The organism is Corallococcus caeni, assembly GCF_036245865.1.
Taxonomy (GTDB): domain Bacteria; phylum Myxococcota; class Myxococcia; order Myxococcales; family Myxococcaceae; genus Corallococcus; species Corallococcus caeni.
Map to the genome: position 1 here is coordinate 1 of NZ_BTTW01000072.1, position 414 is coordinate 414.

1 protein-coding gene is annotated in these 414 nt (G+C 43.0%); it reads left to right on the forward strand.

All coding sequences use genetic code 11. The features are described from left to right. A partial coding sequence (locus AABA78_RS38950) for a major capsid protein (protein ID WP_338270599.1) occupies window positions 1-414 on the forward strand: 414 nt, incomplete at both ends.

Below are 414 nucleotides of genomic sequence, written 5' to 3' on the forward strand. Positions count from 1 at the left end.
CTTTTGTCTCCCTAAGACCGCTTGCCCCCCGACTCCGTGTTGATTTGTCCACATTACAATCTCAACTCCCTGTTCTTGCGCTTCGTCAAGCCGAAGCCCTTCAACGCTGGAAAGAAATCAGTCAGTCTGGTGATAGTGATTATCGTGAACAAATAAGAAAGCATTTTGGTGTGAACTTGCCTCAGGCTCTTTCCAATATGTGTACCTATATCGGTGGTATTTCTCGTAACCTTGATATCAGTGAGGTTGTGAATAATAACCTTGCTGCTGAAGGTGATACTGCTGTTATTGCTGGTAAAGGTGTCGGCGCTGGAAATGGTTCATTTACTTATACAACCAACGAACATTGTGTCGTTATGTGTATTTATCATGCCGTTCCTTTGCTTGATTATATAATTACTGGTCAAGACGGTC